At 71.7% G+C, this 18,414-nt stretch carries 19 protein-coding genes and 1 pseudogene; 10 read left to right on the forward strand and 10 right to left on the reverse strand.

The genetic code is table 11. The annotated features are described in order from the left end of the window. Positions 1 to 181 precede the first annotated feature (181 nt). Positions 182 to 931 carry a hypothetical protein gene (locus tag FV229_RS17680; protein WP_147753239.1) on the forward strand — a complete coding sequence of 250 codons (750 nt, stop codon included), beginning with the start codon at positions 182 to 184 and terminating at the stop codon, positions 929 to 931. A gap of 128 nt (positions 932 to 1,059) precedes the next feature. On the opposite strand, the pseudogene FV229_RS28155 reads toward FV229_RS17680, so the two are convergent. The 3 genes and pseudogenes from FV229_RS28155 to FV229_RS17690 all read right to left on the reverse strand — a co-directional run. After that, a pseudogene (locus tag FV229_RS28155) lies at positions 1,060 to 1,256 on the reverse strand (hypothetical protein); the annotation flags it as partial. A gap of 50 nt (positions 1,257 to 1,306) precedes the next feature. Beyond that, entirely contained in the window at positions 1,307 to 1,855 is a 549-nt protein-coding gene (locus FV229_RS17685; RefSeq protein ID WP_147753222.1) for an N-acetyltransferase, read from the reverse strand. A gap of 132 nt (positions 1,856 to 1,987) precedes the next feature. Next, positions 1,988 to 3,154: a type III PLP-dependent enzyme gene (locus FV229_RS17690; protein ID WP_147753223.1), complete on the reverse strand. Its 1,167-nt coding sequence runs from the start codon at positions 3,152 to 3,154 to the stop codon at positions 1,988 to 1,990. A 761-nt stretch (positions 3,155 to 3,915) separates the two neighbouring features. Here FV229_RS17690 and FV229_RS17695 point away from each other — a divergent pair. Beyond that, a complete protein-coding gene (locus FV229_RS17695; RefSeq protein WP_147753224.1) occupies positions 3,916 to 4,449 on the forward strand; it encodes an N-acetyltransferase in 534 nt (177 codons plus the stop codon). Between the two features lie 10 nt (positions 4,450 to 4,459). On the opposite strand, the gene FV229_RS17700 is transcribed toward FV229_RS17695, so the two are convergent. After that, positions 4,460 to 4,696 (reverse strand): hypothetical protein, encoded by a 237-nt coding sequence (locus FV229_RS17700; protein WP_147753225.1) that lies wholly within the window; start codon positions 4,694 to 4,696, stop codon positions 4,460 to 4,462. Between the two features lie 198 nt (positions 4,697 to 4,894). Here FV229_RS17700 and FV229_RS17705 point away from each other — a divergent pair, with 198 nt between their 5' ends. The 3 genes from FV229_RS17705 (at position 4,895) to glcF (ending at position 9,099) form a co-directional block, all read left to right on the forward strand. After that, entirely contained in the window at positions 4,895 to 6,352 is a 1,458-nt protein-coding gene (locus tag FV229_RS17705) for a lipopolysaccharide biosynthesis protein (protein WP_147753240.1), read from the forward strand. A gap of 101 nt (positions 6,353 to 6,453) precedes the next feature. Next, a complete protein-coding gene (locus FV229_RS17710; RefSeq protein ID WP_147753226.1) occupies positions 6,454 to 7,638 on the forward strand; it encodes an FAD-binding protein in 1,185 nt (394 codons plus the stop codon). Positions 7,639 to 7,758: 120 nt separating this feature from the next. Beyond that, positions 7,759 to 9,099, forward strand: coding sequence for a glycolate oxidase subunit GlcF (gene glcF / locus FV229_RS17715; protein WP_147753227.1), 1,341 nt, complete (start codon positions 7,759 to 7,761; stop codon positions 9,097 to 9,099). 6 nt (positions 9,100 to 9,105) lie between these two features. Here glcF and FV229_RS17720 read toward each other — a convergent pair whose 3' ends face one another. Then, positions 9,106 to 10,086: an MBL fold metallo-hydrolase gene (locus tag FV229_RS17720; protein WP_147753228.1), complete on the reverse strand. Its 981-nt coding sequence runs from the start codon at positions 10,084 to 10,086 to the stop codon at positions 9,106 to 9,108. Between the two features lie 80 nt (positions 10,087 to 10,166). Here FV229_RS17720 and FV229_RS17725 point away from each other — a divergent pair, with 80 nt between their 5' ends. Beyond that, positions 10,167 to 10,940, forward strand: a complete 774-nt coding sequence (locus FV229_RS17725; RefSeq protein ID WP_147753229.1) for an AraC family transcriptional regulator — start codon at positions 10,167 to 10,169, stop codon at positions 10,938 to 10,940. Here the strand turns inward: FV229_RS17725 and FV229_RS17730 are convergent. From FV229_RS17730 to fumC, 3 genes are all read right to left on the reverse strand, one after another. Continuing rightward, positions 10,915 to 11,163, reverse strand: a complete 249-nt coding sequence (locus FV229_RS17730; protein ID WP_147753230.1) for a ribbon-helix-helix domain-containing protein — start codon at positions 11,161 to 11,163, stop codon at positions 10,915 to 10,917. The genes FV229_RS17725 and FV229_RS17730 overlap by 26 nt on opposite strands. A 351-nt stretch (positions 11,164 to 11,514) precedes the next feature. Further along, entirely contained in the window at positions 11,515 to 11,706 is a 192-nt protein-coding gene (locus FV229_RS17735; RefSeq protein WP_147753231.1) for a DUF4169 family protein, read from the reverse strand. 28 nt (positions 11,707 to 11,734) lie between these two features. Then, entirely contained in the window at positions 11,735 to 13,147 is a 1,413-nt protein-coding gene (gene fumC / locus FV229_RS17740) for a class II fumarate hydratase (RefSeq protein WP_147753232.1), read from the reverse strand. 132 nt (positions 13,148 to 13,279) lie between these two features. Here fumC and FV229_RS17745 point away from each other — a divergent pair, with 132 nt between their 5' ends. Then, on the forward strand, positions 13,280 to 14,728 hold the full coding sequence (locus FV229_RS17745) for a cytochrome P450 (protein WP_147753233.1): 1,449 nt from the start codon (positions 13,280 to 13,282) through the stop codon (positions 14,726 to 14,728). On the opposite strand, the gene FV229_RS17750 is transcribed toward FV229_RS17745, so the two are convergent. After that, a complete protein-coding gene (locus FV229_RS17750; RefSeq protein WP_147753234.1) occupies positions 14,685 to 15,434 on the reverse strand; it encodes a phosphodiester glycosidase family protein in 750 nt (249 codons plus the stop codon). The genes FV229_RS17745 and FV229_RS17750 overlap by 44 nt on opposite strands. Before the next feature lie 197 nt (positions 15,435 to 15,631). Between FV229_RS17750 and FV229_RS17755 the strand changes: the two genes are divergently transcribed. Then, positions 15,632 to 16,123: a hypothetical protein gene (locus FV229_RS17755; protein ID WP_147753235.1), complete on the forward strand. Its 492-nt coding sequence runs from the start codon at positions 15,632 to 15,634 to the stop codon at positions 16,121 to 16,123. A 62-nt stretch (positions 16,124 to 16,185) separates the two neighbouring features. On the opposite strand, the gene FV229_RS17760 is transcribed toward FV229_RS17755, so the two are convergent. After that, on the reverse strand, positions 16,186 to 16,596 hold the full coding sequence (locus FV229_RS17760; RefSeq protein WP_147753236.1) for a DUF4174 domain-containing protein: 411 nt from the start codon (positions 16,594 to 16,596) through the stop codon (positions 16,186 to 16,188). Positions 16,597 to 16,730: 134 nt separating this feature from the next. Between FV229_RS17760 and FV229_RS17765 the strand changes: the two genes are divergently transcribed. Further along, a complete protein-coding gene (locus tag FV229_RS17765) occupies positions 16,731 to 17,747 on the forward strand; it encodes an NADP-dependent oxidoreductase (protein WP_147753237.1) in 1,017 nt (338 codons plus the stop codon). 215 nt (positions 17,748 to 17,962) lie between these two features. Further along, positions 17,963 to 18,414: single-stranded DNA-binding protein (ssb, locus tag FV229_RS17770; RefSeq protein ID WP_147753238.1), on the forward strand; the 452-nt coding region annotated here is incomplete at its 3' end.

Consider the following 18,414-nt stretch of genomic DNA (forward strand, 5'->3'; position numbering starts at 1 on the left):
CCCTCGCCATGACCGAGCGCGCCCTCCATCGGGTGCGGAGCCGGGCCGCATGAGTGCGGGGCCCCCCGCCCGGACCGATCCGACGCGAACCGTGCCCGTTGCGGCCGACGGCGCGCGCGCGGCCAAGGCCGTCCGGGGAGCCAACAACGCGAAGGCGCTGACCGCGCTTGCGCGGGCACGGATGCGCCAGATCCGTCCGCTGCGCCTGCGGATGATCGATGCGGTCACGCTCGCCGCCGCCGGCCTGCTGGTGCTGAAGCTCGTCGGGATGTTCGTGGAGACGCCGCAGGTCGCGCCCGAACTGCCCGCCCTCGCGCAGGTGCTCGCCAAGGCCCGCATCGGCTACGAGCTGCTCGACCCCACCACCACCGGGTCGGTGACGCCCAAGGAGGCGCCGAAGGGCGAGGCCAAGGCGCCCGAGCCGCCGCAGGCCCAGCCGCCGATGCCGGAGCCCGTCTCGCTGACGGAGCGCGCATTGCTCGAAAAGCTCGGCGCCCGGCGCGACGCGCTGAAGCAGAAGAGCGACGAGCTGGAACTGCGCGAGAAGATGCTCGGCGAGGCCGAGCGCAAGCTCGAGACCGGCCTCGGCGACCTCAAGCAGGCCGAGGACAAGGTGGACACCGCCGGCAAGGCCAAGGCCGACGCTGAGAAGGCCGGCCTGAAGAACCTCGTGACCATGTACGAGACCATGAAGCCGAAGGACGCCGCCCGCGTCTTCGACCGCCTCGGGCAGGAGGTGCTGGTGTCGCTCGTCCTGGCGATGAACCCGCGCAAGATGGCCGAGGTGCTGGCGCTGATGCAGCCGGACGCGGCCGAGAAGCTCACCGTGGCGCTGGCCAACCGCGCCCGCGGCGTCGCCGGCCCGCAGGCCGCCGCCGGCGGAGCGCTCGGCCCAAACGAGTTGCCGGCGATCGAGCCGGGCGGTCGCTGAGCCAAGCGAATTTCTTGCGCGCGCGTCTCGGTTCCTTGGTCTCGATTCGCGTCGTAAGGTGCAGCCGCCAATCCCGTGCTGGCACCCGGATTCACACATCTCCGCGTTTGGCGGTTCGCTGTGCGCGCATCCCCTCTCCCCGCCAGCGGGGAGAGGGCTTTGCCGACCCCGTCGTCGGCAGAGCGAGGCGGCAGCCGACGGTGAGGGGGCGCCGCCGAATGAGGCTCTTCCGGAAGCTCCCCCTCACCGTCGCTTCGGCTTCGCCTCCGCTTCCCGGCTGCACGACGAGGTCCGTGCGAGCCTCTCCCCGCCCACGGGGAGAGGGGGGCGGTTCATTCGGGATGCGGGGGGACGCCGGTGACGACGCTCGCCCGATCAGGCGGCGCGTCGTCGTCCGTCGGCCGCGCCCGCCAAGCCCAACTCCGCTGGGGCGAGCTGGCCCGTCGCCCGGACCAGGCCCTCGGCACCGTCGATGGCGCCGGCCCGCAGCTCGAGCCCGAGGAAGCGTTCGCGTGCGAACGGACCGGGCAGGGTGAGGTTGGCGGCGAGGGCTTGCGAGAAGCCGAAGCGCTCGTAGTAGGGCGCATCGCCCACGAGCAGCACGGCCCCGTGGCCGAGGGATTCGGCGCGCCCCAAGGCGGCGTGCATCATCACCCGGCCGAGGCCCTGGCGCTGGAGCGCCGGGTCGACCGCCAGCGGGCCGAGCAGCAGGGCCGGGCAGGCGCCGGCCGCGACGTTCCACAGGCGCAGCGTCCCGATCAGGCGCCCGTGGCGGGTCGCCGCGAAGGCGAGGCCGCGGGCGGGAAGGCGCCCCTCGCGCAGCCGCTCTGAGGTCTTGGCCCGGCGGTTCGCGCCGAAGCAGGCATCGAGCAGGCGCTCGCGCGCCGCGACGTCGTGATGGTGCTCCGCCCGGATCTGGATCATGGCCTTGACCGCCCCGTCGTGATGTGACGCGTGGGACCGGGCGCCGTCATGCCGGCCCTCGGATGAAGGCCGGCCGAACGGAACGCGCGGTGCATCAGGGAAACCCCCGCCGGCGGGCGGCGGGGGCACGGATCAGATCACGATCTGCTGAAGCGGGGGGAAGCCGTTGAAGGCGACCGCGGCATAGGTCGTGGTGTAGGCGCCGGTGCCCTCGATCAGCACCTTGTCGCCGATCGAGAGCGAGACCGGCAGCGGGTAGTGCTCGCGCTCGTAGAGCACGTCCATCGAGTCGCAGGTCGGCCCGGCGAGGACGCACGGGCTCATCCGGTCGCCGTCGTGGTCGGTGCGGACGGGGTAGCGGATCGACTCGTCCATGGTCTCGGCCAGCCCCCCGAACTTGCCGATGTCGAGGTAGACCCAGCGCACCTCGTTCTCCGAGGCCGACTTCTTCGAGATCAGCACCACCTCGGCCTCGATCAGCCCGGCGTTGCCGACCATGCCGCGGCCCGGCTCGATGATCGTCTCCGGCAGCTGGTTGCCGAAATGCTTGGTGAGCGCGCGGAAGATCGCATCGCCGTAAGATTCCACGCCCGGCACCTGCTTGAGGTACTTCGTCGGGAAGCCGCCGCCGAGGTTGACCATCGACAGGCCGATGCCGCGAAGCGCGCACTCGCGGAAGATCGTCGAGGCGGAGGCGAGCGCCCCGTCCCAGGCCTCGGTGTTGCCCTGCTGCGAGCCGACATGGAACGACACGCCGTAGGCCGACAGGCCCTGGCGGTGGGCGTGCTCCAGCACCTCGACGGCCATCTCCGGCTCGCAGCCGAACTTGCGCGACAGCGGCCAGTCGGCGCCGGCGCCGTCGCAGAGGATGCGGCAGAACACCTGCACCGATCCGGCCTCGATGCCGGCGGCCTCGGCGGCGCGGACGATCTTCTCGACCTCCGCCTCGCAATCGACCGCGAACAGGCGGATGCCGAGGCGCAGCGCCCGGCCGACGCAGCGCTCCTTCTTGATCGTGTTGCCGAAGGAGATCCGCTCCGCGGTGGCGCCGGCGGCGAGCGCCATCTCGATCTCTGCGACAGACGCGGTGTCGAAGCACGAGCCCATCTCGGCCAGGAGGCGCAGAACCTCGGGGGCGGGGTTCGCCTTCACCGCGTAGAACACGCGGGTGTCAGGCAGCGCGCGGGCGAAGGCGGTGTAGTTGTCGCGGACCACGTCGAGGTCGAGCACCATCACGGGGCCCTCGTCGCGGCCGAGGTCGCGGCGGACGCGCAGGAAGTCGCGGATGCGATCGGTCATGTCTGTTCCAACCCACAGGTTCGCGGGGCCGCCCACGGGGGAGCGCGCCGTCGAAGATGTGACGGTCCCTTCAGGGACCGCCGGCGTCTGGGGCTGATGCGACGCGCGGATCCGCGCTGTGGAGACGCGACGATCCGTGCGGGCGCGACGAGCACCCGGAGGCTGCCGTGGATTGGACGGGGTTTCCCATCCGCACGCCGGGCAAGGAGAAACAAGCCTCTTCGGTGCCGGCCTTTGGAGGGCCGACGAGACCAAAAAAGCCCGTTCGTCGTTGCTTTAAGCTGCGTCCCCCGTGGAGAGCGGGGTTCGCCGGTTTCGCCTCCGGCTGCCGGTTGTTGTCGGGGTCCGGTGTCGCCACCTGGATGCCGGCCGAGAGGGATCCACCCTGTCGACCATCGATCCTTTAAGACCCCTGGCGGCTGTCCGGCAGTTGGCCGGATGCCCACCAACCGACACGCGGCCACAGGCACGTGCGAAATTGGGCAAGGCGCATATACGAACGGCGCACCACCACCACAAGCGGAATTCGGCCCGCAGCGGCGGGAATCCCCGTGTGTTGCGGGGACCTGTTGCCAAAACGCAGCGCCGGTCCGCGGGCGGGCTTTCCAAGCGCGTGAAGTGCGGGCATCTCACCCCGGTCGACGGTGGCGACGCCCTGCCGGTCCGCGGCATCCGGGGCGCGGGATCGGAATCGGCGGAATGCGGGCGGCGGGCATCATGGTCGGGGTGAGACGGCGGACGATTCGGTCGCGGGTGACCGCGTGAACCCGCAAGCCGACGGCGAGCTGGAGGTCCGGGTCGCGTGCCTGGACGACCTCGACGCCCTGGTCGCCCTGGAGAACGCGACCTTCTCCACCGACCGGGCCGAGCGCCGGGCGATCCGCCACGCGATCCGCTCGCCCTCGATGACGGTTCTGGTCGCCCTGCTGATCGAGGCGGACGGGACCAACGTCCTCGTCGGGGCTGCCACCCTGGAGCGGCGGCGCAACAGCCGCAGCGCGCGGCTCTCCTCCATTGCGGTGGCGTCGTCCCGCGCCGGGCTCGGCCTCGGCGGCCGGCTGATGCAGGCGGTGGAGGACGAGGCGCGCCGCCACGGCTGCACCCGGCTGCGCCTCGAGGTGCGCGCCGACAACGGCGCCGGCCTGCGCCTGTACGAGCGCCGGGGCTACACGCGCTTCGAGGTTCGCGAAGGCTATTACGAGGACGGCATGGAGGCGTGGTGTTACGAGCGCGCCCTCGCCGACGACGCGGCGGACGCGACGCAGGAGCCGCCCCGGCAGCGCCGGAGCGGCTGAAGCCGGAAGATCAGTCGCAGCGCTCGCGGCTGACCGTCTTGCGGTCGCCCTCGTCGTTGGTCTTCGTCACCGTCTTTGTGGAACAGCCGTCGCTGCTCTCGCGGGTCTCCACCGTCTTGCTCTCGGTGGCCGGACGGTCGACCACGACGGTGTCGGGCGCCCGGCGCTCGATCACGGTGGTCTGGGCGGTGGCGGCCTGGATGCCGGCGAGGGCGAGGATCGCGGCGGCGGGGACGAGGATGCGCATCGGACGGGGGCTCCGGGGAAAGGTTTCGATCGGACGCGGAAACGGCGTCCGGCGCCAAACCGTTCCGCGGCGCCCTCGTCATGCCGGATTCAGGGAATCTTACCGGCGCCGCGCTAGACGACGGATGCAGGTCCGCGCCCGCGAGCGCCGGTTCGTCCGCGACGAGCGTCCTTGAAGCCCGCCCGTGAAAGCCCGACCATGGCCGTGATCGCCGCCTTCGTCATGAATGCCGGGCTGAACTTCGTCCTCGGCCTGCTCATCGCCAAGCTGCTGGGGCCGGCCGATTTCGGGCGTTTCGCCCTGGCCACCGCCGGCACCCTGGTGATCACCACCATCCTGTTCGAGTGGCTGCGCCTGTCGGCGACGCGGTTCTACTCGGTGCGCGTCCGCCTCGACGAACCGTGGATCCGGCACGGCCTCGACCGCGCCTACGCCATCCTCGCGGTGCTGCTGTTCGCCGCCGCGGCCGTCGCGGCCGGCCTCGGGCTCGGCGACGGGCCGGACGGGCATGCCGCGATCCTGTCCGGTGCGATGCTGGCGGCGCTCGGCATCGGCGTGTTCGACTATCACGCCGCGCTCGCCCGCGCCCGCTTCGACGGCAAGCTCTATCTCGGGCTGGTCGCGGTGAAGAACGTGATCGCCTTCGCCATGATGGCCGCGGCCGCCTGGTACCTGCGCCAGCCGGCCTGGGTGCTCGCCGCCGCCGGGGTGAGCCAGCTCCTCGCCGTGCTGATCCTGCGCCACCCCTTGCGCGACCCGGCCTCGGCGGTGGAGCACCATCGCCGGCGCGAGACCTGGAGCCTGTTCCTGCGCTACGGCCTGCCCCTGATCGCGGCCAACGCCGTCTACCAGCTGCTGCCGTTCCTCAACCGCGGCACCATCGCCGCGCAGGCCGGCTTCGCCGAAGCCGGCTACTTCGCGCTCGCCGCCGACGTGACCGCGCGCAGCCTCACCATGCTCGGCACGGCCCTCGACCTGCTGCTGTTCCAGCTCGCCGTGCGGGCCGAGGAGCAGCACGGCCGCGCGGCGGCCGAACGGCAGGTCGCGGCCAACGCGGCCACCGTCTACGCGCTGCTGCTGCCCTGCGCCGTCGGGTTCTGGGCGGTGCTGCCGGCGCTGGAGGCGTTGGTGGTGCCGGAGGCCTATCGCGGGCCGTTCGCGCTCTACTCGCTGCTGCTGATCCCCGGCCTGTTCTGCCTCGCGATGATGTTCTACGCGATCAACCCGGTGTTCCAGATCCGCCGCCGGACCCTGCCGGTGATCGCGGCGGCTGCGGCCGGGCTCGCGGTCAACGGCCTCGGCCTCCTCGTCCTGCCGCCGCTGCTCGGCGGCGCCGGCGTCGCCCTCGCCCAGACGCTGGCGCTCGCCTCCGCCTTCGCCTGGCTCGCCGTGCGGGCGCTCACAGGCCGCGACCGCCTCGCGCTGCCCTGGAACGAGATCCTCGCGGCCAGCGCCGCCTGCGGCGCCATGGTGGCGGCGCTCGCGCCGCTTCGCCATCTCGATCCGGCGCTGGCGCTCGGCGTCGCCGTGCCCCTCGGGGCCGGGCTCTACGCGGGCCTGGTATGGCTGTTCGACATCGCCGGCCTGCGCAGCCAGGTCGAGGGCCGGTTCCGCCCGGCGCATCCTGCGGCGGCCGATCCTGTGGCGGCAGAGTAGAGCGGTTCCACTTTGCAACGCGGCCGCGATCCCGCATGATCGGGGCTACAAGGGTGCCGCCCACAGGCATCCGGCAAAGACACGCGACCGGGCAGGAAACGATGCCATTCTACGAGCCCCGCGACGAGGGCGAGGCGGCCGAGATCGTCGGCGCGGCCGCCGGCCGCTCCGAGCGCCTGCGCCTCGTTGGCGGGGACACCATGGCCGGGATCGGCCGGCCGGCGCAGGACGAGGCGACGCTCTCGTCGCGGGCGCTCTCCGGCGTCACCCTCTACGAGCCCGCCGAGATGGTGATCTCGGCCCGTGCCGGCACACCGCTCGCGGAGGTTCAGGCGATGCTCGCCTCCCGTGGCCAGATGCTGCCGTTCGAGCCGATGGACGCCCGGGCCCTGATGGGCAGCACAGGTGAGCCGACGTTCGGCGCGGTGGCGGCGGCCAACAATTCCGGGCCGCGCCGCATCAACGCCGGTGCCGCCCGCGACAGCCTGATCGGCGTGCGCTTCGTCAACGGTCGCGGCCAGGCGATCAAGTCCGGCGGGCGGGTGATGAAGAACGTTACCGGCCTCGACCTCGTGAAGCTGATGGCCGGCTCCTGGGGCACCCTCGGGCTCCTCACCGAGGTCACCTTCAAGGTGCTGCCGGTGCAGGAGCGCGTGGCGACGCTGGTCTTCCGCGGGCTCGACGACGCCCGCGCGGTGGCTGCGCTCGCCGCCGCCCTCGGCTCGCCGTTCGAGCTCACCGGCGCGGCGCACCTGCCCGCCGGCATCGACGGCGCGGACGCTCGCACGCTGATGCGGCTCGAAGGCTTTTCGGACTCGCTCGCCTACCGGATCGGTGAGCTGCAGAAGCTCCTGAAGCGCTTCGGCGCCGCCGAGATCCTGGACGGCGAACCGGGTGTCGCCCTCTGGAATACGATCCGGGATGTGACGCCCTTCGCCGGAACGTCCGAGGCCGTATGGCGGCTCTCGACCGCGCCGACCCGAGGCCCGGCGCTCGCCGCCGCGATCGGCCGCGCGATGCCGGCGCGCTGGTTCTACGATTGGGGCGGCGGCCTGGTCTGGCTCGCCGTCGCGTCCGAGGGCGATGCCGGGGCGGAGGCGATCCGCTCCGCCCTCGGCCAGCACGGCGGCCACGCCACGCTGATCCGGGCGCCCGATGCGGTGCGCGCCGCCGTGCCGGTGTTCCAGCCACTCTCGCAGCCGCTGATGCGGGTGACGCAGGGGATCAAGACGGCGCACGACCCCGCGGGTGTGTTCAACCCAGGGCGGATGTACGCCGAGGTTTGAGGCGCCCGGGCCCGACGCGGGCCCTCCGCCGCATCGTGCGCGGCGCGAAACGGTGGCAGAGACGATCGATCGACGGGGCCGACGCCATCGGCCCGAGACAGGACGCATCCAGAACGCGCCATGCAAACCAACTTCTCCCTGGCCCAGCTCGCCGACCCGGCGATGGCGACCTCCGAAAAGATCCTGCGCACCTGCGTGCATTGCGGGTTCTGCACGGCGACCTGCCCGACCTACCTGCTGCTCGGCGACGAACTCGATAGCCCGCGCGGACGGATTTACCTGATCAAGGACATGCTGGAGGGCGGCAAGGCGGCGAGCGCCGAGGTGGTCAAGCACGTGGACCGCTGCCTGTCGTGCCTGTCCTGCATGACGACCTGCCCCTCGGGCGTGCACTACATGCACCTCGTCGACCACGCCCGCAGCCATATCGAGCAGACGTTCTCCCGGCGGCTCGACGACCGCGCGCTGCGGGCGCTCCTGGCCTTCGTGCTGCCCTATCCCGCGAGGTTCCGGGCGGCGTTGTGGGCGGCCAAGCTCGGTGCGCCGTTCCGGCCCCTGGTGGCGCGCCTGCCGCGGGTCGGAAACCGGCTCGCCGCGATGCTCGACCTCGCCCCCGCCGCGCTGCCCGGCCGCGAGGCGACCAACCGGCCCGCGACCTTCCCCGCCGTCGGCGCGCAGGGCGCGCCCAAGCGCGTGGCCCTGCTGCGCGGCTGCGCCCAGAGCGTGCTGCGGCCGGATTTCAACGCGGCGGCGATCCGCCTGCTCACCCGCCACGGCGTCGAGGTGGTGCACGCGGAAGGCGAGGGGTGCTGCGGCGCGCTCACCCATCACATGGGCCGGACGGACGACTCGCACGCCCAGGCCCGGCGCACCATCGACGCCTGGACCGCGGAAGCCGACGGCGCCGGCCTCGACGCCATCCTCGTCACCGCCTCCGGCTGCGGCACGACGATCAAGGATTACGGCTTCATGTTCCGCGACGACCCGGCCTACGCCGACAAGGCGGCACGGGTCTCGGCGCTCGCCAGGGACGTCACCGAGTTCGTCGCCACCCTCGACATCGCGCCGACGGTCGAGAGCGACCTCGTCGTCGCCTATCACTCGGCCTGCTCGATGCAGCATGGCCAGGGCATCCGCACGGAGCCCAAGACCCTGCTGAAGCGGGCGGGCTTCACGGTGAAGGACGTGCCCGAGGGCCACATCTGCTGCGGCTCGGCCGGCACCTACAACATCCTGCAGCCGGAACTCGCCGGCAAGCTCCGGGCGCGCAAGGTCGCCAACATCGAGCGGATGCGCCCCGACGTGATCGCCACCGGCAACATCGGCTGCGCCACGCAGATCGGGAAGGGCACCGCGATCCCGATCGTCCACACGGTGGAACTGCTGGATTGGGCCACCGGCGGCCCGCGGCCGGCGGCGCTCAAGGCGACGGCCGAGCCGGTGCTGCAAGCAGCCGAGTGACCGGCCTCACGGTTCGAGCTGGTAGGTGACCGGGATCCAGCGATAGCCTGCGCCGCTCGGCGCGACGTAGCCGAGCGACGGGAACGACGTATGGTAGCCGGCGACCACGATGTCGTCGGTCGCCGCCATGTCGTAGATCCGACGCCGCGTGGCCGCGCCCTGTCCCTTGTCCATGTCGAACAGGGCGTGCCAGCCCGGCTCGGCGAGCGAGGCGACCTCGTGGTGGGCGCAATCGCCCCAAATCAGCATCCGCCGCCCCGCGCTCTCGACGTGGAAGGCGAGGTGGCCGGGCGTGTGCCCGTAGGCAGCGAGCGCGTGGATGCCGGGAACGATCTCGTCCCCGGCATCCACGAAGCGCGTCCATGCGGCCAGCGGTAGGAGGTGGGCGCGGAACACCAGCGCCGAGGCGTGCTCGTTGCCCGAAGGTTCCGACGCGAGGCGCTCGGGTTTGGTCCAGAAATCGTACTCGACCGCGCCGACGACGAGGCGCGCGTTGGGGAAGGTCGGGTGCCCGTCGCGCATCAGCCCGCCGATGTGGTCGGTGTGGCAATGGCTGAGGACGACGACGTCGACCGCCTCCGGCGCGGTGCCGGCCGCGCGCAGCCGCTCGACCAGACGTCCGCCGGCCGGCGGCGGCACGAAGCCGACCGCGCCGTTGCCGGTGTCGAACAGGATGGTCTCGCGCCCGGTCTCGATCAGCACCGGGGTGAAGCCCGGCTGGAAGCGATCGGGCGGCAGGCGGTTGGCGCGCATCAGGGCCTCGACCTCGCGCTTGGGGCGGTCCTCGCCGACGATCGGCCAGGGGCCGTCGATCATCCCGGCGGCATCGAGCAGCATCGTCACGCGAAAGGTGCCGAGCGCGAACCGGTACTGCGCCGGCGTCGCCGGGCCGAGCGGTTCGGACCGCGCCGACCGAGGCAGCAGCGCCGGGGCGGCCAAGGCGGCGAGGCCGGTCGCGGCGAGTTGTCGGCGCGTCCGTTCGATCATCGAATCATTCCCTTCGCCCGCGTGAGGCCGCAGACTGTGCGGCGTGGGCGAAGGCCTATCGGCTGCGGGGGATCGGGCGCTTGTACGAACGTGCTGCCGACGACGGGCCGTTGCGGCCGCTCTGGCACGTGGCCAGCGCGACGACCTTCTTCGCCGGGCCGTTGCGCTACAATGCGGGGCACCAGCACGGCGCGCCGGTCTTCCTCGCAGGCCTCTACGGCGACTTCCGCCTGCGCGTCGGCACGCAGGACTGGACCACCTGCCGCACGGCGATGATCCCGGCCGGGTGCGTGCACGAACTCGACCTCGGCGGCGACCCGCTCGGCGTGCTCTACCTCGAGCCGGACCGCTTCGGGGCCGAGGCGCTGACGCCGCTCCTGCACGGCACCCGCGAGATCGCGGGCGCGCTCCTGGGCGCCGCCGGCGAGACCACGCCGCTGCGCGACCTGTTCGAGCACCGCGACGGCGCCTCCGCCGCCGGGCCGGCGCTCGCCGACCTCCTCGCGTTCGCGGGGCGGCAGGCGGAGCCGCGGATCGACGGGCGGATCGCGCGGGCGATCCGCCGCCTGCTCGCCGAGCCCGAAGCGACGCCGTCGGCCGGGGCGCTCGCGGCCTCGGTCGGCCTGTCGGCCTCGCGGTTCCAGCACCTGTTCACCGGCGCCGTCGGGGTGCCGTTCCGGCGCTATCGGGCCTGGCTGCGGATGCGCCGGGCGATCGGTGCGGTGATCGACGGCAACAACTTCACCGGCGCCGCGCATGCGGCCGGCTTCGCCGACCAGGCCCATTTCGCCCACGATTTCAGGCGGACCTTCGGCGCCCCCGCTTCGCTCAGCCTTCGCGACATCCGGCGCTGACGACGGGTCCGTCCGCCGGCTCGCGATACGCCGCCAGCACGAAGACCCGGATCGCCGAGGAGAGGTTCTGGCCGTTCCGCTCCGCGTCGATCGCGCCGATCAGCGCCTGGACGGACTTTTCGCGCGCCGCTGCGATCTCGCCCAAAGCCGTCCAGAACGGGTCCTCCAGGGACACGCTGGTGCGGTGGCCGGCGATCATCACCGAGCGCTTGGTGATGGTCATCGGGCGCGCCTTCTCCGTCCTGCGCACCGGAAACGGTAGTCGTCCATTTCGTCACGGCATCTGATGACGCGCGGGTCCCCCTCTCCCCGCGTGCGGGGAGAGGCCCGGCTGCACCTTGTCGTGCAGCCGGCTAGCGTCGGCGAAGCCAAAGCGACGGTGAGGGCGCGCGAACGAAAAAGCCTCCTCCGGATCGGCCCCCTCACCGTCGGCTGCCGCCTCGCCGCGACGACGACGAGGTCGTCGCGTCCCTCTCCCCGCAAGCGGGGCGAGGGGATGCGCGCAGATCGAAACGCCAGAAGCAGCGATGTGCGAATCCTGTCGCTCGCACCGGGGTCGAGAAGGGACGGCGCGTCACGTGTCCGAATCCGGCCCGACGAGCTTGTGGCCCTCGTGGCGGGCGACCTCGATGGCTGTCTTGCGCTCCTGCAGGGTCCGGGCCTTCTTCGGGCGGCCGAAGGCGATGCGGTTGTCCTCCGCCTTAGCGTCCTTCTCGACCCGCAGGCGCGCCTTGCGGGTCTGGCGCAGGTTGATGATCTCGGCCATCGCGTCGATCTCCCGTTCGAGCGGGCGCCTACTCGGCGCTCGGGGCCAGCATGGTCTCGGGACGCACCACGCGCTCGAACTCGGCTTCGGTGACGTAGCCGAGGCGCAGCGCCTCCTCCTTCAGGGTGGTGCCGCGCTTGTGCGCGGTCTTGGCGATCTCGGCGGCCTTGTCGTAGCCGATCGAGGGGGCGAGCGCGGTCACCAGCATGAGCGAGCGGCTCATCAGGTCGGCGATCCGGTCCTCGTTGGCCTTGATGCCGACGACGCAGTTGTCGGTGAAGCTGACCGCCGCGTCGGCGAGCAGGCGGATCGACTGCAGCACCGCGTTGGCGATCACCGGCTTGAACACGTTGAGCTCGAAGTTGCCCTGGCTGCCGGCGAAGCTCACCGTGGTGCCGTTGCCGATCACCTGGGCGCAGACCATCGTCAGCGCCTCGCACTGGGTCGGGTTGACCTTGCCCGGCATGATCGACGAGCCCGGCTCGTTCTCCGGCAGCGACAGCTCGCCCAGGCCCGAGCGCGGGCCGGATGCCAGCAGGCGGATGTCCTGCGCGATCTTGAACAGGCCGGCGGCCAGCGCCGAGAGCGCCCCTTGGGTGAAAACCAGGGCGTCGTGGGTCGCCAGCGCCTCGAACTTGTTGGCGGCCGAGGTGAAGGGCAGGCCGGTCAGCTCGGCGACCTTGGCGGCGAAACGCTCGGCGAATTCGGGATGCGCGTTGAGGCCGGTGCCCACCGCCGTGCCGCCCTGCGCCAGCGCCAGCACGCCGGGCAGCGTCGCCGCGATGCGCGAGCCGCCGAGCGCGACCTGCGCGGCATAGCCGGAGAATTCCTGGCCGAGCGAGACCGGGGTCGCGTCCTGCAGGTGGGTGCGGCCGATCTTGACGATCGATTCGAAGTCCTTCGCCTTCGCGTCGAGCGCCGCATGAAGGTGGGTCAGCGCCGGCATCAGGCGGCCGGTGATCTCGCGCGAGACCGCGATGTGCATCGCCGTCGGGAACACGTCGTTCGAGGACTGGCCGCGGTTGCAGTGGTCGTTGGGATGCACCGGCGACTTGCCGCCGCGCTGGCCGCCGAGCCGCTCGTTGGCGAGGCTCGCGATCACTTCGTTGGCGTTCATGTTCGACTGCGTGCCCGAGCCCGTCTGCCAGACCACCAGGGGGAACTCGTCGTCGTGGCGGCCGTCCACCACCTCGGCCGCCGACGCGGCGATGGCCTCGGCCACCTTCGCGTCGAGGCCGCCGAGATCCTGGTTCACCAGGGCCGCCGACTGCTTGACCAGGCCGAGCGCGTGGACGAGCGGCGCCGGCATGTGCTCGGTGCCGATCTTGAAGTTCTGGATCGAGCGCTGGGTCTGCGCCCCCCAATACCGGTGCGCCGGGACCTCGATCGGCCCGAAGGTGTCGGATTCCGTGCGGGTGGCGGTATCGGGCTGCGGCGACATCGTGGCCTCTACGTTTGCTGCAATGCGAAGCCTACCTACGACAGGCGGCGGCAAATCGCGAAGGTGCTTTTCCGGCCGCGCCTCGACAAACGCGGCGGGCTGTCCCCCGCCCGGCGAACAAGGATGGCGTCGATGACGGCGACGATCGCGATCGACACGCCGGCGCCGGCGACGGCCCGCTTCCGGCCGCCCGTGCCGGCGCCGCGCCGCACGGCGATGGGCCTGTTCGCGTTCCTCAAGGCGGCGCGGCAGAACCCGATCACCACCTGGATGGAGGATCACTTCACCGCGCCCGTGGTGGCCGGCGACGGCGCCATGGGCCGCATCACCGTGGTCAGCGACCCGGCCCTGATCCGCTACATGCTGGTCGAGAACGTCGGCAACTACCGCAAGGACGACCTGCAGCGCCGCGTGTTGGCCCCCGGTCTCGGCAACGGCCTGCTCAGCGCCGAGGGCGACGCCTGGAAGCTGCAGCGGCGGACGCTGGCGCCGATCTTCTCGGCGCGCACGGTGCAAGGCTTCTCGGATGCGATGAACGCGTCCGGCGCCAAGCTCGCGCGGCGCCTGGCCCGGCGGGACGGCACCCGGGTCGACGTCGCGCTGGAGATGACCCGCGTCACCCTCGACGTGCTGGAGCGGACGATCTTCACGCAAGGCCTGCCCGGCGATCCCGACGCCCTCGGGCGCGCGATCACGCGCTTCCTCGAGGCGGTCGGGCCGATCGATCCCCTCGACGTGTTCGGCGTGCCCGACTTCGTGCCGCGGCTCGGCCGGCTGCGGGCGCGGCCGGCCGGGCGCTACTTCGCCGAGGTGGTCGAGGCGCTGATGGCAAGGCGCAAGGCCCAGGTCGCCGCCGGCGGCGCGCCGCAGGACCTGATGACGCTGCTGCTCGCGGCTCAGGACCCGGAGACCGGCAAGGGCCTCACCGACCTGGAGGTGCAGGCCAACATCATCACCTTCATCGCCGCCGGCCACGAGACCACGGCGAACGCCCTGACCTGGGCGCTGTACTGCCTGGCGAAGGACGACGCGGCGCGGGAGCGGCTGGAGGCGGAGGTCGACGCGGCGGGCGAGGGCGATTTCGCCCTCGACGCGCTGCCCTTCGCCAAGGCGGTGATGGAGGAGGCGATGCGGCTGTTCCCGCCGGTGCCGTTTCTCAGCCGCCAGGCGATCCGCGACGACCGCCTCGGCCGCATCAAGGTGCCGCGCGGATCGATGGTGCTGGTGGCGCCCTACGTGCTGCATCGGCACCGCACCCTGTGGGACGATCCGGACGCCTTCGTGCCGGAGCGGTTCCTCGGGGCGAACCGCGACGCGATCCCGCGCTTCGCCTACCTGCCGTTCGGGGCCGGCCCGCGCGTCTGCATCGGCCAGAGCTTCTCGGTGCAGGAGGCGGTGATCGTGCTGGCCCACGTCGTCCGCGCGGTCCGGTTCCGGATGCCGGACGACCATCCGCCGATGACGCCGCTGCACCGGGTGACGCTGCGCCCCGAGCACGGCCTGCGCATGGATGCGACCCGCCGGGGGCAGACGCCTCTTAGCGCGGCACGGCCCCGACCATCGGCCCGAGCGGGCGGCTGAGGTCGTTGCGCTTCAGCGCGGGGGCGTAGAGGCTCGACACGCTGCCGTCGAGGAACAGGGCGTTGCGGCAGCCGAGGTCGTCCCGGAACAACCGGGCGAAGGCGCCGAAGGTGACCGGGTGCTCCGAGATCGCGAACACCGCCACCCGTCCGTCGTCGCGGACGCCCACGCCGTTGCGGATCTTCAGGCTCGGCCCGTCAGCGGAGATCTTGGGATGGATCTGGCCGTCGATCACCAGCATCGGGCCGGATTGCGTCGCGAAATCGGGCTTCATGCGGGCTTTGAGGTAATGGCCGGTGTCGAGCACGCCTGCGCGCTCGCCCTTCACGTAGAACACACCGTTGGGCTTGAGGTGGAAGTTGCCCGGCCCGTTCGCGGTCGAGACGCCCTTCATTTCCCGCCCGTCCTCGACGTAGAGCCCGACCGGCGCCTGACCCTTGTCGTACATGCCGGCGTTCATCGCGAAGCTGAGGCGCGGACCCTGCTTCTCGGCAAGCGTCGAGAGCGAGGAATACGGCAACCCGTCCGCGCCGAGCCAGAACAGGCGCACCCGCTGGCGGCGGAGGTCGACGGTGCATACGGTGAAGCTGTCGCCCTGCGCCTGGACAGGGCGGCACGTCTCATTCGGCGCCGTCTCCGCGTGGGCGCCGCCGGCCGAGACTGCGATCAGCGCGAGGACCGCAGCTTTGGTGAGGCGTAACATCATCGTGAGGTCCTGACCGCGCGCGAGCCCTTGAAGGGGCCGCCGCACGCCTCCTCACCTCAGAATGCGACGGTTTTCAAGCGGCCCGGACCCCGAAGCCCGGGCGTCGATCGCCGATGTCGCAGCGTGAACCGAAGTCGGCGGCTGGGCGTTCTCGATGTGACGGGGGTCAAGGACACGACTCTTCTGGAGCTGATGAGATGAAGCGTCTTCTTCTTGCCTCGACGCTGATGGTCGGGGCTCTCGCCTACCTTCCGGCCTCGGCCGAAGCGCGCGGGTTCGGCGGTGGGTTCCATGGCGGTGGTTTCCACGGGGGCGGCTTCGGCGGCTTCCGGGGCGGTGGCTTCGGTGGTGGGTTCCGTGGTGCGGGCTTCGGTGGGTACCGGGGCGGCTTCGGCGGCTACCGCGGTGGGTTCGGTGGCTACCGCGGCGGTTACGGCGGGTATCGCGGCTACGGCTACGGCCGTGGTCTCGGGTACGGGCTCGGCGGTCTTGGGCTCGGCGTCGGCCTCGGCCTGGCGGCCGGCGGTCTCTACGGCGGGTATGGCGGCTACGGCTACCCGGGTTACGGCTATGGCTACGCCCCGGCGGCCTACGGCGGCTACGGCTACGGCGGCGAGTGCGTGACTGTTCCGCGGGTGCGCTGGACGCCTTACGGTTACCGCCGTGTGCTGATCGAGCGCTGCTACTGAGCGGCACGTCCGATCGTGACGAAGAAGGGGGCTGCCTGCGGGCAGCCCTTTTTCGTTTCCGCTCAGCGTTGCCGCCGCATCTCGTCCCGGCGCATCGGCATGGCGTCGATGGTCGAGAACAGGCGCTGCGGCGCGATCGGTTCGGGCTCGGTGATTTTCACGCCCCCGTCCTTGCCGACGAGCACCGCGTGGAACGCGTCGGCCGGCAGGCCTAGCCGCCGCCGGATCGCTTCTGCGTCGCCGCCTCCGCCGACCGCCTCGACCACGACGAGGTCCCGCTCGCTGAGACCTGCGCGCGCCGCGGCGATCGTCGCGCGCTGCGCGACGAGCCGGCGGTCTCCCGCATCCGGCGCCGACAGGACGAGCACCCGCGAGACCTGGCGATAGCGCGCGAGCGGGTCCTGGGCCGCCGCGCCGGATCCGGCGAAGGCTGCGAACGCGTTGGCGAGGGCGAGACCGGATCCGACGCGCATGATGGTCCTTATTCCCCTGAACGGGAGGGTTCGAACGGGAAACGCGGATCAGGCCAGCCGGTGACATCGGCGGCCACGGCTGCGACATGAGCGTTCGAACGAGCCTCGATTCCTCCATCCCAAGGAGACACGGCATGGCCGCCAAGAACCGCCGCATCGTCCTCGCCGCGCGCCCGCACGGCGAGCCGACCCTGCAGAACTTCCGCCTGGAGGAGGCCGTCGTCCCGACGCCGCGCGACGGCGAGATCCTGCTGCGCACGCGCTGGCTCTCTCTCGACCCCTACATGCGCGGCCGGATGAGCGCAGCGAAATCCTACGCCGCGCCGGTCGGCATCGGCGAGCCGATGACCGGCGGGACGGTGAGCGAGGTGATGCGCTCCGAGCACCCGGACTTCCCCGTCGGCACCCTGGTCCAGGCCTTCGGCGGCTGGCAGGACTATTCGGTGTCCGACGGCAAGGGCCTGCGCAAGGTCGACCCCGCGGTGGCGCCGCCGACGACGGCGCTCGGCGTCCTCGGCATGCCCGGCATGACCGCCTATACCGGTCTCCTCAACATCGGCGAGCCGAAGCCCAACGAGACCGTCGTCGTCGCTGCCGCCGCCGGGCCGGTGGGCTCCCTCGTCGGGCAGATCGCCCGGATCAAGGGCGCACGCGCGGTCGGCATCGCCGGCGGCCCCGAGAAGTGCGCCTACCTCACTCGCGAGCTCGGCTTCGACGCCGCGGTCGATCACCGCTCCGACGACCTGCCCGGCGCGCTGGCCGCCGCCTGCCCGAACGGCATCGACGTCTACTTCGAGAACGTCGGCGGCGCGGTGTTCGATGCGGTGCTGCCGCTGCTCAACGACTTCTCGCGCATGCCGGTCTGCGGGCTCGTCGCCGGCTACAACGCCACGGAGCTGCCGCCCGGTCCCGACCGCTCGCCGCTCCTGATGCGCGCGGTGCTGACCAAGCGCCTGCGGATGCAGGGCTTCATCGTCTGGGACTTCGCCAGCCAGATCGACGCGTTCGAGCGCGAGGTCGGCGGCTGGATCGCGGACGGATCGGTGAAGTACCGCGAGGACGTCGTCGAGGGGCTGGAGAACGCCCCGGAGGCGTTCATCGGCCTGCTCAAGGGCCGCAACTTCGGCAAGCTCGTCGTCCACGTCGCCTGAGCGCGAAAGGCTGGCATCCGGCGCCGTGTCCGCGCGGCGCCGAGTTGCCGCCGGTTGGGAACAAAGATAGAACATGATCGTGCCGGCGGCGCGTGTGCACGATGGGGACAAGCGCCCCTCAAGCGGTTGCCGGGGGCCGGTCCGAGGCCCATGAAGGGCGCACGCGGGCTCGGTGAGACCGGACCCTGTGAGATCCGACGGCGAAGGAGAGAGCGATGGCGGGCAGCGTCAACAAGGTCATTCTGGTGGGCAACCTCGGGCGCGATCCCGAGACGCGCCGCCTCGGCTCCGGCGACCCGGTGGTCAACCTGCGCCTCGCGACCTCCGAGTCGTGGAAGGACAAGGCGTCGGGCGAGCGCAAGGAGAAGACCGAGTGGCACTCGGTCGTGATCTACAACGAGAACCTCGCCCGCGTGGCAGAGCAGTACCTGCGCAAGGGCTCGAAGGTCTACATCGAGGGCCAGCTCCAGACCCGGAAGTGGACCGACAATTCCGGGGTCGAGAAGTACACCACCGAGGTGGTGCTGCAGCGCTTCCGCGGTGAGATGACGATCCTCGACGGCCGCGGCGGCGGCGGCGGCGAGATGGGTGCCGACGACGAGGGCGGCGGCCAGGTCAGCCGCGGCGGCGGTGGCGGCGGCGAATACGGCGGCGGCCGTGCCCAGGG

It is taken from the genome of Methylobacterium sp. WL120 (assembly GCF_008039465.1).
GTDB lineage: Bacteria > Pseudomonadota > Alphaproteobacteria > Rhizobiales > Beijerinckiaceae > Methylobacterium > Methylobacterium cerastii.